The 11,817-nt window shown below is 61.6% G+C and carries 10 protein-coding genes; 7 read left to right on the top strand and 3 right to left on the bottom strand.

All coding sequences use genetic code 11. The features are described from left to right. Positions 1-24: 24 nt before the first annotated feature. On the bottom strand, positions 25-231 hold the full coding sequence (mads1, locus tag B4E36_RS24035) for a methylation-associated defense system helix-turn-helix domain-containing protein MAD1 (RefSeq protein WP_292057549.1): 207 nt from the start codon (positions 229-231) through the stop codon (positions 25-27). Between the two features lie 130 nt (positions 232-361). Between mads1 and B4E36_RS24030 the strand changes: the two genes are divergently transcribed. Continuing rightward, a complete protein-coding gene (locus B4E36_RS24030; RefSeq protein WP_292057546.1) occupies positions 362-724 on the top strand; it encodes a helix-turn-helix domain-containing protein in 363 nt (120 codons plus the stop codon). 167 nt (positions 725-891) lie between these two features. Here B4E36_RS24030 and B4E36_RS24025 read toward each other — a convergent pair whose 3' ends face one another. Next, positions 892-3,570, bottom strand: a complete 2,679-nt coding sequence (locus B4E36_RS24025; protein ID WP_292057544.1) for an ATP-binding domain-containing protein — start codon at positions 3,568-3,570, stop codon at positions 892-894. Between the two features lie 32 nt (positions 3,571-3,602). Beyond that, positions 3,603-4,016, bottom strand: a complete 414-nt coding sequence (locus B4E36_RS24020; protein ID WP_292057542.1) for a hypothetical protein — start codon at positions 4,014-4,016, stop codon at positions 3,603-3,605. Positions 4,017-4,269: 253 nt separating this feature from the next. Between B4E36_RS24020 and B4E36_RS24015 the strand changes: the two genes are divergently transcribed. The 6 genes from B4E36_RS24015 (at position 4,270) to B4E36_RS23990 (ending at position 11,800) form a co-directional block, all read left to right on the top strand. After that, a complete protein-coding gene (locus B4E36_RS24015) occupies positions 4,270-5,223 on the top strand; it encodes an ArdC family protein (RefSeq protein ID WP_292057539.1) in 954 nt (317 codons plus the stop codon). A gap of 62 nt (positions 5,224-5,285) precedes the next feature. Further along, positions 5,286-6,062: an alpha/beta hydrolase gene (locus B4E36_RS24010; RefSeq protein WP_345900918.1), complete on the top strand. Its 777-nt coding sequence runs from the start codon at positions 5,286-5,288 to the stop codon at positions 6,060-6,062. Between the two features lie 279 nt (positions 6,063-6,341). Next, positions 6,342-8,447 (top strand): ParB/RepB/Spo0J family partition protein, encoded by a 2,106-nt coding sequence (locus tag B4E36_RS24005; RefSeq protein ID WP_292057536.1) that lies wholly within the window; start codon positions 6,342-6,344, stop codon positions 8,445-8,447. A gap of 100 nt (positions 8,448-8,547) precedes the next feature. Further along, on the top strand, positions 8,548-8,958 hold the full coding sequence (locus B4E36_RS24000) for a hypothetical protein (RefSeq protein WP_292057535.1): 411 nt from the start codon (positions 8,548-8,550) through the stop codon (positions 8,956-8,958). Then, positions 8,955-9,173, top strand: coding sequence for a DUF6117 family protein (locus B4E36_RS23995; protein WP_022698295.1), 219 nt, complete (start codon positions 8,955-8,957; stop codon positions 9,171-9,173). Before B4E36_RS24000 ends, B4E36_RS23995 begins: the two co-directional genes overlap by 4 nt. Positions 9,174-9,268: 95 nt before the next feature. Further along, entirely contained in the window at positions 9,269-11,800 is a 2,532-nt protein-coding gene (locus tag B4E36_RS23990) for a strawberry notch-like NTP hydrolase domain-containing protein (protein ID WP_414673826.1), read from the top strand. The last annotated feature ends 17 nt before the right edge of the window (positions 11,801-11,817 follow it).

Here is an 11,817-nt window from a genome sequence, read left to right as displayed (position 1 = left end):
GTCTCCCTGTAATGCAGGCGAACATCATCGTTTATCCTCGTCACATTGTTCGTGAGTTGTACGTTTTTGCTGCTCGATCCACTCATCAAGATCTGCGCGAGAAAACCTCCACTGCCCTCGAACCTTGAAGCCAGGAAGCTCTCCTGCTTGGACCATGGAGTAGACCGTCTTTTCCCCTACCTTTAAGAGGGTAGCGACTTGGCGCAGTTTCAGGATCTCTTCGCTCGACACAGCAGCCCCCCTTTGCTCACAAACGCGCGGCAAGAATGATCGAACAGATTATGCCCGTTTTTACCAAACTTTGGCATTTTACACCAGACGATTTATGTGTTGCATAACACTAAACAATTTGATAGATTTCATGATCATGAGGAACTTCGGCGAGACTCTCCGAGAGCTGCGCATTGCCCAGGACCTGGGACTTCGGGAAACGGCGGTGAAAGTCGGAATTTCGCCGGCCTATTTGAGCCGCATCGAACGTGGCAAGGAGAGGCCGCCAAGTGCGGAGGTGATCAAGGCATTGGCAAGTGTCTTGGCCGCCGATCCCGATGTGCTCTTTCGCTTGTCATCCTCCACAGACCCAGAGATGACCGAATTTCTCCATGGGCACCCGGAGGTCATGAAGTTATTGAGATTGCTAAGGGAGCATCATGCGTCGGCTTCAGAAATCCGGCACCTTTTGAAGTCGGCGAGTGCCTTGGTCGAAAAGCGCGGTTCCCATTAGGGGTCAATTCTCGCGTGTTCGCTGGGGTGACCTGTAGGCTGCGGTCGCCACAAGAACCCAAGCTGCGTCAGCGCCCCTTCGTGCGGCAAGATTCCCCTGCAACGCGCCACTTGAGAGGAAGAGTGTGGCCCCTTGGCCCCTCGGGAGGAAGCAACGTTTTGCATTTTTTACAGCCAATTCGGTCCGAACAACTCCTCCAAGGGGCTCAGGATCGGGGGAAGGCTTTCCTCACAGGTCAGCCCAAGGTAGGTGGCCGCGCGGGTGGCGCCAACGTACAGATACTTGTCGAAAAGGTCTGGGTGCCTTTCGGCGAGCCGATCTATCCCAACGAAGAAGACTGCTTCAAACTCCAGTCCCTTGATATGCTGAACATTGAAAACGCGGACGGCGCCATCGCGGCCGCGCACCCTACCGTCCAAGCAAGCTTCGACGCTGATATTGTGTTCAGCAAGCGCGTCGCTGAGCGCTGCTGCCACGGGACTAACTTCGTTCTCGTCGTTTACCAGCACGGCGATTGATGGCAGATCACCGACAAATCCCTCGATCTCCACGATCCGATCCGCCAACCATGTTGCGGCGTCGTCCAAGCTACCCATGTCTTTTGCCAACACGGGCGGGACACCTTCGTTTTCGGCGAAATCCGGCAGAATGGCATCGTCCTCACTTCCTCCTGAGAGAACTACAAGCTGTCGCGCCAGGTTATGAAGCTGCCGGCTTTGTCTGTAAGCGACCGTAATCGTCCGCGTTGCAATATCTGGAAGTACCCACTTCATTTCGTCGCGGGTGCGTGTTCCCCAATTGGTCACACGCTGATTGAAGTCTCCGCAAGCAAAAAAGGAGCGGGTTGTCGGCCTCGCCATGGTTGCCATACAGGCCAGTTGGAGTGGCGAAAAATCAGTTGCCTCATCGACAAGAACCTGCGTTCGGTAAAGCTGCGATATTCTTTCCAGCGTCCCACGCGCAGGCGTCTCCATGTTGGTCAACGCGCGTGCGCCGGTTATCAGTTCGTCGGTCCCGCGCAGCATGGCAAGGAGCATGACATCGACTTCGAGAGGGTGGACATCCGTCGCGCTGAAACCGTCGGCGCGATACCATCGCTTTTCGCTCTGTCGGGTACGTCTGAAACGGCGATAGCGCGCCGGCGTTCCGTCGATGTATCGACGCACGGGATTGACGAACGTCCGCAGCGCGGATTGCACAACCAAGCTTTCCCCTACCTCTGGTAATTCCTCTTCCTGCAGCGTCCTGTCGCCGAGCCAACTGAGAAGGCGACCCGTCTGCCCCGTTTTGGTTGCGCTTCTCTTGCGGGCACGCGAGCGTGCCAAGGCGCGAACGGCACGCATGTACGCCGCAACGGCCGCTGCTCGACCTACGCGGGGCTGGTTCGTTTCTTCTTCGTCATCGACCTCTTGATCGGAGTCATCATCCGGCACGTCGTCCAGCGCCGAAATGAACACCGCCATGTCGTCGAGGAATGCCTTGTCTCGATTTACCTGAAGATTTAGACCCCGCCGGATCTTCCCGTCCGTCGTTTCCTTCATGGCGCTGACCCGCGTTCCAATCTCGGCCGCTAGGTCCATGAGGGACGCGAACGTTCCCGGCTGGGGCGTTGGCCCTGCGCCTTCGATGATGGCCAAGACCCGCCGGCCGAGCTTCGCAACCTCCGGTGACGGGTTTTCGCTCAGGCTTTTGGCCGCGACGCGCATTTCTTCCCAGAATGTGGCCTGCTGCCACTGGTCGAAGTCTGAGAACCAAGCGATCTGCTCCGCCTCCACTTCAGGAGAGAGTGTCCGCGCCGTCTCCTTCATCACGAGCGAGCTGCTACTTGCGGCCGAGCGCAATATCCGGAAGCCGCCACGAGCCAGTTCCTCTCGAAACTCCGCCCAGGTGCGGATACGGTCATCCGGTGCGGGGATACCTTCCCGATTGAATGCCTCTTTCACATACAGCCTAAGCAACTCCGTCGGTGTGAACATTATCCAGCTTTGCGCGTGATCTGCCTCAGAGACGTTGCGTATCGCTTGACGTTCGGCGTCGTCGAGAAAGGCCAAATCCAACTTCTGACCGAGACGGCGAATGAGTGTGGTCGTCTTTCCGGTCCCCGGTGCACCGAGGATCAGAAGACGACTCCCAAGCGGCATTCGGAAGATTTCGCCCTGGTAGCGATCCAGAATAGGCTGGTCGCGAAGGTCCATTCTGGAAATCACCGCGCGCCGCACGCCCTCTCGGACGTTGGCCTCGCTACTTTCTTCTTTCAGCAGTTCCTCAAGGGCGGTCTCGTCAATCTCTTCGACCGTTTCGAGGAGCGCCCGCAAAGACTCGACGGTCAGCGGCCCATAGTCGTCGCCTTCTAAAATGGCATTGCGCGCGTCCCATATCTGGTTCGCCCGGAATGGTTGGAACCGGGCATGTTCGACGATCTCCACGTCAATCGTCTCGCCGTCGCGGGGCAATTCGTACTCATCGCCGATGCTCAGCTCCGCGAGCCGCCCAACCCGGGAACGATAACTGGCAAACTTAAGCCGCTTGTCAGGAAGGGGTGCCGCAGCCGCGCGAGAGAAGTAATAGGTCATCTTCTGACCATTCTCGTCGGCTACGACGACGCGCGCGATCGCAGGTTCACGGGAGAGAATCTGGTTTCCTTCGAGGTTCTCTTGTGTGATCCGGCTGTGTGTTCGGATGGTTTCCTGTTCGGTAAAGGTGTTCCTGACAATCGACGTCGGGCTGCTGCCAGAAACGCCGCTTTGAAGGGCTGCTTCCGCAGCCTTCGCTACCTTATCGAAAGTCTCAAGACTCTCTTCTGCGACCGGACGGATATGTTCTTCTGTCTCCCGCGCGTCACTCATACCTCGTCCCCCAAGTGCAATTTTTCTAGGATTCAACGTCGCAACGCGCGAATGGCAACCCAATCGCCGTCGCCGGGGCGCTTGACCGACCAATAGTTCCACCCATCCAGTCGTGTGTGCTTCCCATCTTTCGTAACAGCTACGCCTCCTGCAGCGGCAGATGGGCTTTTAAACCGTTGGCCCTCGACCAGCCATTCTCCATCAGTAATTGCGCCCTCATATCGGCGGCCGTTGTATTCCATGCGAACTTCACTACCATGTGGCAGCGTTACCCCCTTACCAGACCAAGATCGCCTGGCTTCATTGATCGCGTCGGACTCCGCCGCACCGCCAAGCTTGAGCAAACGGCGGAGCACATCGTTCGGCGATTCTGAAAAGCTCTTCCGTTCCGCTTCAATTTTCTTGTGAACATCGAAGTCAATCTCGATCGTGCGTAGATCTCCCATGGGTCGCTCCAATCGTAAGCTACATAGGCTGACGTTACCCCATATCGCTTCATTTGTGAAGTAAATATAGTATTAATAGTAGTTCAAGAGGGGAAAGCCACCCCCTGCAGCCGAGCCTGTAGTCTCGGCCGACCCCTTCGAGCGGGGGAATCCCCCGCAACGCCCCCTTTTCAGAGTGAGAGTGCGGACCGGTTTGCCGTGACGGGATGAGGACCGGAGGAGAGGCCACCGGCGCCCGTCGCGGAGAACCGCGATGTCCAGTAAGAACCGCAAATCCTGCGCCCGTCGCGACCGGACCAATCTCTATTCCGAAATCACCGACAAGATCATTGCCGAACTGGAGGCCGGCCGGGTGCCTTGGGTCCAGCCTTGGGGAACGGCGGCGGCGAAGGCGCCCCTTGGCCTTCCGAAGAACGCCTCCACCGATCGTCAGTATTCGGGCATCAACATTCTGCTCCTCTGGGGCGCCGTCATTGAGCGCGGCTTTTCCGGCCAGAGCTGGCTGACCTTCCGCCAGGCGCTATCGATGGGCGGCAATGTCCGCAAGGGTGAACGCGGCACCACAGTCGTCTACGCCGATCGCTTCGTGCCGGAGGACGAAAAGCGCTGTGCGCGTGAGACCGGCGAGGATGCCCAGGCGATCCCGTTCCTCAAGCGCTTCACCCTCTTCAACACCGATCAGTGCGAGAACCTGCCCGAGGATGTCGCGACCGCCGCACCGCCGGTGCCGACAGGTCTGATCGAACCACGTGTCGAGGCACTGATCGCCGCCACCGGCATCGACTTTCGCATCGGGGGCAACCGGGCCTTCTACGTGCCGGCCCATGACTACGTGCAAGTGCCTCCGCCGCAAGCCTATTTCGAACCCATCAATTGGCATCGCACCGCGCTGCACGAGCTGGGCCACGCGACAGGCCATCCCTCGCGTCTGGGGCGGGATTTCTCGGGCTCCTTCGGCACCAAGAAATACGCCTTCGAAGAGCTCATTGCGGAGATCAACGCCGCCTTCTGCTGCGCCTCGCTCGGCATCGCGCCGACCGTCCGGCACGCCGACTATATCGGCTCCTGGCTTGAGGTGCTGCGCGAGGACAATCGCGCCATCGTCCGCGCCGCCAGCCAGGCGGGCAAGGCCGCCGACTGGCTTCTGGCCTTCACGCCAGAAGATGCGAAATCAATCAATGGGATTCCCGAGGCGCTCACGATATGATTCAATGGCAACTACACCATCGCCGCGCACCCGCTTGTTCGACCAATGTAAAGCCAACAACAATGACAACATATGCTCCCAAGCGAACGACCGGCCCCGGGCAGACCATCCAACTCAACCAACTCGAGATCCACTACGAGGAATACGGAACCGGGCAACCGCTTGTTCTATTGCACGGGTTCGGCGGATGCAGCCAGAATTGGCATCCCTTCATCGACCAACTCTCCGAGCGCTATCGCTTGATCCTCGTCGATCTGCGCGGCCATGGTTACTCCACCAATCCAGATAACAGGTTCACACATCGGGACGCGGCCGAGGACGTGTTCCTCCTGCTCGACGAACTTGGAATTGAATCCTTTTCGGCCATGGGCATCAGTTCTGGCGGAATGACGCTCCTGCACATGGCGACAACCAAGCCTGAGCGCATCGACTCGATGGTGCTTATCAGCACGACCACCCATTTTCCGGACCAGGCCAGGGCCATAATGCGCCGCGCTTCGATCGGCTCACTGCCTCGTGACGTTCAGGAAATGTATCGCGAGTGCGCCAAGCGCGGCGACGAACAGATTCGCCAACTCCTCTCTCAATTCAACGCGCTGGCAGAAAACGATGATGATATGAATTTCACGAAAGAGAGCTTGTCGACCATCACGGCGCGCACGCTCGTCGTGCACGGCGATCGCGACAACTTCTTCCCGGTTGAAATTCCGCTCAACCTGTATCGTTCGATACCGAATTCCGAGTTATGGATTATTCCGGGCAGCGACCACTCTGCCATTTTCGATGCCGCGACTCCCTTCGCCTCTACGGCGTTGCGGTTTCTTGATAGGCCGCACTGAATACCGAAGCTTCTCTTGGACCGACTGATCACCCTGTTGAACACTGGTTTGACCAATGATGGTGGGCCAGTTCGCGCGCCGAGCTAGGCGAGGATCGGTTGGTCGCGCCGATAACCCACTGCAAGAAACGGACACGCAACTGTATCCCGGCCAGAGTCATCGGAAAACTCGGCGGTTCCGGCATTGGCAAGAAGGAGAGTGAGAGGGCTGCGCCCTGTTTCCGTGACGGGTTTCAAGCCGAGAGAGAGGCTCTCGGCGCCCGTCGCGGAGTAACTCACCATGGCCACAGCAGCCAAGAAGATCACCCTGTCGTCGTCGCGCGACATCCCCTTCAACAAGCTCGTCCTCTCCCAGTCCAATGTCCGGAGGATCAGGGCCGGCGTCTCGATCGAGGACCTGGCCGAGGACATCGCCCGCCGCGGCCTCCTGCAGAACCTCAACGTCCGTCCGGTCGTGGATGGCGACGGCGAGGAGACTGGCATGTTCGAGGTTCCGGCCGGCGGCCGCCGCTTCCGGGCGCTCGAACTTCTCGCCAAGAAAAAGCGGTTGGCCCGCACCGCGCCGGTTCCCTGCAACGTGCGCGAGGTGGACAGCGACATCTCGGCCGAAGAAGATTCGCTCGCCGAAAACGTCCAGCGCGCTGCCCTACATCCTCTCGACCAGTTCCGCGCCTTCCAGACATTCCGGGACCAGGGCATGAGCGAGGAAGACATCGCCGCGCGCTTCTTCGTTTCGGTCAATACCGTCAAGCAGCGCCTCAAGCTCGCTTCGGTGTCGGAAAAGCTCCTCGACCTTTATGCGGAGGACGCCATGACGCTCGATCAGCTCATGGCGTTCACGGTTTCCGCCGACCATGCTCGACAGGAACAGGTCTGGGAGGCCATCGAGCATAGCTGGTCGAAGGAACCCTATCAGATCCGTCGCATGCTGACCGAGAATACCGTTCGGGCCTCGGATCGGCGCGTGCGCTTCGTCACTATCGAAGCCTATGAGGAGGCCGGCGGCACCGTCCTGCGCGATCTCTTCCAGGACGATGACGGGGGCTGGATCGAGGATGTCACCCTGCTCGAACGGCTGGTCGGCGAGAAGCTCACCGCCGAGGCGGAGGCCATCGCTGAGGAGGGCTGGAAATGGCTCTCGGTCGCGGCCGATTTCCCCTATGGCCACACCAACGGCTTGCGGGCGCTCACCGGCACGTCGGTCGATCTCACCGACGAGGAACGGGCCACACGCGAAGCCCTGCGTGAGGAGTTCGACCGTCTGGAGGCCGAATATGCCGAGGCCGATGAGTTGCCCGACGAGGTGGATGAACGTCTCGGCGAGATCGAGGTGGCGCTCGACGCGTTCGAGGATCGGCCGAAGCAATACGATCCTGCCGAGATCGGCCGCGCCGGTTCATTCGTCAGCATCCGCCACGATGGCCAGCTCTCCGTCGAGCGTGGCTATGTCCGCCCCGAGGATGAAGTGTCCGAAGGCGGCGATGACGCGGGAAGCGATGGCGATGGGACGACCGAGCCCGGCGCCGTGCAGCGCACCGTCATTTCCGTCGGCGGCGAACCCGAGCCGCAGGACGAGGAGGACGATGCGATCAAGCCGCTGCCCGAACGGCTGGTGATCGAATTGACGGCGCATCGGTCCCTGGCGCTGCGCGATGCGCTGGCGAACAACCCGTCCGTCGCCATGACCGCGCTGATCCACAAGCTGGTGCGCGACGCCTTCCAGCACGTCTCGTCACCGGGATGCCTGGAGGCATCGGTTCGGCAGGTCTATTTCCCGGTGCAGGGCGATGACCTGAAAGACAGCGCTGCCGCCAAGACCGTCGACGATCGGCACGAGGCCTGGAAGGCTGACCTGCCTCTCGATGATGACGAAGCGCTCTGGGCCAAGATCGACGGTCTCGACGAAGCGAGCCGCATGGCGCTTCTCGCCCATTGCGTATCTTTCGGCGTCAACGCGCTCTACGAGAAGGCCAATCCCTATGGCGCGGGGCCAACCGCGGGTGGCGTTCAGCAGCGCATCCACGAGGCAGACCGGCTCGCCCGCGCCGTCGGGCTCGACATGGTGGAAACCGGATGGCGGCCGACAGTCGACAACTATTTCGGCCGGGTCACCAAGCCCCGCATTCTCGAAGCGGTGCGCGAAGCCAAGGGCGAAGAAACCGCGCAGCTCATCGACCACCTGAAGAAGCCGGACATGGCCAAAGAGGCCGAACGCCTGCTGGCCGACTGCGGCTGGTTGCCCGAACCGCTACGTCTGCCCGCCCTCGACGACGGCACCACCTCGGATGCCGAGGGGGACGACGCCGAAGCCCTACCGGCCTTCCTCTCCGATGAGGACGACGAGGAAGAACCGGTCGACGAGCCGCAGACTGTCGCTGCCGAATAGCCGCTCCCGCGGGACGGCCCCGGGCCGCCCCGCATCTCCCACCATCAGTCTCATCACGGCCCGGTCATCGCACCGGGCCTATTCGTTTCAGGAGCCTGTCATGGCCGACTACTTCACCCACTTCTCCTGCGTCCTCGACGTCAGAACACCCGAGAACGCGGCGCGCGCGCTCGATCTCTACAACCACCTGGCCGACGAAAACGCAGCGGAAGACCCGCCATCGGAAGGCTTCGATCTCTCGATCGTGCCCGAACATGGCGGCACCTGCCTCTGGATACGCGATGATGGCACCGGCGATCCGGAACACGCTATCCAATTCGTCAAACGATGCGCCGCAGCGTTCGCACTGACCGGCCGGTGGGGCTTTCAGTACGCCAATACCTGTTCGCGGCCCCGTATCGATGCGTTCGGTGGCGGCGCCCATGTCCTCGACCTTGCCACCGGCGAGACCGTGGCGTGGACCTATACCGGCGAATGGCTCGCCGACACGCTTGCGGGAGGCCAGTCATGAGCATTCCCGACCATGCCCGCGCCAATTTCCAGACGCTGCTGCGGGCCGCCGCCGACGGCAATCTCGCCCTGCTCGAATGCGCCGACGCCGAGACCGGAGCGGTGCGCTATGTGATTTGCGCGGTGGGCCGGGATGCCGGCGAGTTCCTCTTCACGCCCTTTGGCCATCTCGCCGACGGTAATCCCTACGAGGCCTATCGGCCGCCCGAGCCATGAGAGGGAGAGGGTTGCCGGGACGGGTATGAGCCGGTGCGGTCCAGAGAGAGCGCTGCCCGGCTTGCCCCGTTCCTGCTCTCCCGAGGTTCTCCCCCATGACAGAGATCATTCCCGCGGCGGCGCTTGCCCGCGCCGCCCGTCAACTCCTTCCGCTTCTCGAACAAGCGCATCGCATCGACGCGCCCGCGCTCCGCATCGCGATGGACGCCGCCTTCGGCGGCTCCGATACCGATGGCGCCTGGGACTGGAAGACCGCCTATGACGTCTGCGAAGGCGCCGCCGTCCTGTTCTTACGCAAATACGGAAAGGCGCTTCTGCGCAAAGCCGGATCTCCGGCGGCCGCGTTGCCATTGCTCACCAGGATCGCAGGCCTTCAGCCCTCGCACACCCGCCGCTCAGAAGAGAGCGAAGCCTTCCAGCAATTCTCGACGCCGATCCCCCTGGGCTTCGCCGCGGCGACCGCCGCTGCGATCACCGTGGACGACATCGTGCTGGAACCCTCCGCCGGCACCGGACTGCTCGCCATTCTTGCCGAGATCGCTGGGGGCAAGCTTCATCTCAACGAACTGGCCGAGACGCGCGGCGCGTTTCTCTCGTCCCTCTTTCCGGCTCTTTCGGTCACACGTTTCGATGCAGCCCAGATCGACGACTATCTGGACGCCAATGCTGTTCCCACCGTCGTGCTGATGAACCCGCCATTCTCGGTGATGGCAAATGTCTCCGGACGCATGGCAGATGCCGCCTATCGTCATGTTGCCTCGGCGCTGGCGCGCCTGGCGCCCGGTGGACGCCTCGTTGCCATCACCGGCGCCAGTTTCGCACCCGAGACCCCGAGATGGCGGGACGCATTCATGCGCCTGCAGGAGCATGGGCGCGTCGTCTTCACGGCTGCGATCGACGGTGCGGTCTATGCGCGCCATGGCACCACCATCGACACACGGCTGACGGTGATCGACAAGATCGCGGCCGACGATCCCACCGCCTTTCCGGCATCGCTGGGCGTCGCGCCTGATGTCGCGACGCTGCTTGGCTGGATCGAGGCGGACATGCCGCCCCGCGCACCGGTCTCCTTGCCGACGATCTCCGGACAGCAGGTCACCCCGTCGCGTTCGACCTCAGCCGTACCGCGCCATAACGGTGGCATCAGCACTGCATCTTCCATTGCCGCCCCGACCGGCGAAGAACTCTCCTACGAGACAGTCGATTGGACCCCGCCGCAAGGCGGGCATCTCACCGATGCGATCTATGAGGAATACGCGCTTCAGTCGATCCGTATTCCCGGCTCTCAGGCGCATCCGACCAGGCTCGTCCAGTCCGCCGCCATGGCCTCTGTCGCGCCGCCGAAACCGGACTATCGCCCGCATCTGCCAGCGGAACTCGTAGCCGATGGCACTCTCTCCGACGCCCAGCTCGAAAGCGTGATCTATGCCGGCGAAGCCCATGCCCAGCATCTCGCCGGCGCCTGGATCGTCGATGAGACCTGCGATGTCGTCACCGCCGCGGCGGAGGATGCCGACGACGCTGTCCGCTTTCGGCGTGGCTGGTTCCTCGGCGACGGCACCGGCGCGGGCAAGGGCCGCCAGGTCGGCGGCATCCTGCTCGACAACTGGCTCAAAGGTCGCCGCCGCGCCGTCTGGGTATCCAAATCCGACAAGCTACTCGAGGACGCACAGCGCGACTGGTCGGCGCTCGGACAAGAGCGGTTACTGGTCACACCGCTGTCGCGGTTTCGCCAGGGCACGCCCATCCGTCTGCCGCAGGGCATCCTATTCACCACCTATGCCACGCTGCGCTCCGACGAGCGCGGATCCAAGGTTTCGCGGGTCCGGCAGATCGTCGATTGGTTGGGGGAAGATTTCGATGGAGTGATCATTTTCGACGAAAGCCACGCCATGCAGAACGCCGCCGGATCGAAGGGCGAACGCGGCGACCAGGCCGCCTCGCAGCAGGGCCGCGCCGGGCTGCGCCTGCAGCACGCGCTCCCCGATGCGCGTGTCGTCTATGTCTCGGCGACCGGCGCCACCACGGTCCACAATCTCGCCTATGCCCAGCGGCTCGGTCTCTGGGGCGGCGAGGATTTCCCCTTCGCCACCCGTGCCGAATTCGTCGAGGCGATCGAGGATGGCGGGGTCGCCGCCATGGAGGTGCTGGCCCGCGACCTGAAGGCGCTCGGCCTCTACCAGGCTCGTTCTCTATCCTATGAAGGGGTCGAATACGAGTTGGTCGAGCACCAGCTCACCGACGAGCAGCGGCGCATCTACGACGCCTATGCCGGCGCCTTCGCGATCATTCACAACAATCTCGACGCCGCCATGCAGGCGACCAACGTCACCGGCAGCGAAGGCACTCTGAACCGGCAAGCCAAGTCCGCCGCACGGTCCGCCTTCGAGAGCGCCAAGCAGCGCTTCTTCAACCACCTCATCACGGCGATGAAGACGCCGTCGCTGATCCGCGCCATCGACGCCGATCTCGAAGCCGGCCATGCCGCCGTCATCCAGATCGTCTCGACCGGGGAAGCCCTGATGGAACGTCGGCTCGCCGAGATTCCGACCGAGGACTGGAACGACGTCCAGGTCGACATCACCCCGCGCGAATATGTATTATCCGGAGCTCCGGATAACACATAATATGCCGCGTCGGCGTT

The organism is Martelella sp. UBA3392 (assembly GCF_002358775.1).
Taxonomy (GTDB): Bacteria; Pseudomonadota; Alphaproteobacteria; order Rhizobiales; family Rhizobiaceae; genus Martelella; species Martelella mediterranea.
Note: the sequence above shows the minus strand (reverse complement) of the source record. Positions and strands in the feature narration are given on the sequence as shown.

Excerpts from the sequence above, each read along its gene's own strand:
- B4E36_RS24030 (WP_292057546.1), top strand. The coding sequence starts at position 362 with ATGATCATGAGGAACTTCGGCGAGACTCTCCGAGAGCTGCGCATTGCC.
- B4E36_RS24025 (WP_292057544.1), bottom strand. The coding sequence starts at position 3,570 with ATGAGTGACGCGCGGGAGACAGAAGAACATATCCGTCCGGTCGCAGAA.
- B4E36_RS24020 (WP_292057542.1), bottom strand. The coding sequence starts at position 4,016 with ATGGGAGATCTACGCACGATCGAGATTGACTTCGATGTTCACAAGAAA.
- B4E36_RS24015 (WP_292057539.1), top strand. The coding sequence starts at position 4,270 with ATGTCCAGTAAGAACCGCAAATCCTGCGCCCGTCGCGACCGGACCAAT.
- B4E36_RS24010 (WP_345900918.1), top strand. The coding sequence starts at position 5,286 with ATGACAACATATGCTCCCAAGCGAACGACCGGCCCCGGGCAGACCATC.
- B4E36_RS24005 (WP_292057536.1), top strand. The coding sequence starts at position 6,342 with ATGGCCACAGCAGCCAAGAAGATCACCCTGTCGTCGTCGCGCGACATC.
- B4E36_RS24000 (WP_292057535.1), top strand. The coding sequence starts at position 8,548 with ATGGCCGACTACTTCACCCACTTCTCCTGCGTCCTCGACGTCAGAACA.
- B4E36_RS23995 (WP_022698295.1), top strand. The coding sequence starts at position 8,955 with ATGAGCATTCCCGACCATGCCCGCGCCAATTTCCAGACGCTGCTGCGG.
- B4E36_RS23990 (WP_414673826.1), top strand. The coding sequence starts at position 9,269 with ATGACAGAGATCATTCCCGCGGCGGCGCTTGCCCGCGCCGCCCGTCAA.